The organism is Paenibacillus jiangxiensis (genome assembly GCF_046098255.1).
Taxonomy (GTDB): domain Bacteria; phylum Bacillota; class Bacilli; order Paenibacillales; family Paenibacillaceae; genus Paenibacillus; species Paenibacillus jiagnxiensis.
On sequence record NZ_JBJURI010000086.1, the window covers coordinates 1 to 538 of the forward strand.

Annotated in this window: 1 rRNA gene; it reads right to left on the reverse strand. The window is 56.1% G+C overall.

The features are described from left to right. Window positions 1-20: 20 nt before the first annotated feature. A 16S ribosomal RNA gene (locus ACI1P2_RS31435) occupies window positions 21-538 on the reverse strand; the annotation flags it as partial.

The following is a 538-nucleotide window of genomic DNA, read 5'->3' on the forward strand; positions in this document are numbered from 1 at the left end:
CAGGAAGCGATTCTCCATAGAAAGGAGGTGATCCAGCCGCACCTTCCGATACGGCTACCTTGTTACGACTTCACCCCAATCATCTACCCCACCTTCGGCGGCTGGCTCCTTGCGGTTACCCCACCGACTTCGGGTGTTGTAAACTCTCGTGGTGTGACGGGCGGTGTGTACAAGACCCGGGAACGTATTCACCGCGGCATGCTGATCCGCGATTACTAGCAATTCCGACTTCATGCAGGCGAGTTGCAGCCTGCAATCCGAACTGAGACCGGCTTGTAAGGATTCGCTCCATCTCGCGACTTCGCTTCCCGTTGTACCGGCCATTGTAGTACGTGTGTAGCCCAGGTCATAAGGGGCATGATGATTTGACGTCATCCCCACCTTCCTCCGGTTTGTCACCGGCAGTCACCTTAGAGTGCCCACCCGAAGTGCTGGCAACTAAGATCAAGGGTTGCGCTCGTTGCGGGACTTAACCCAACATCTCACGACACGAGCTGACGACAACCATGCACCACCTGTCTCCTCTGTCCCGAAGGAA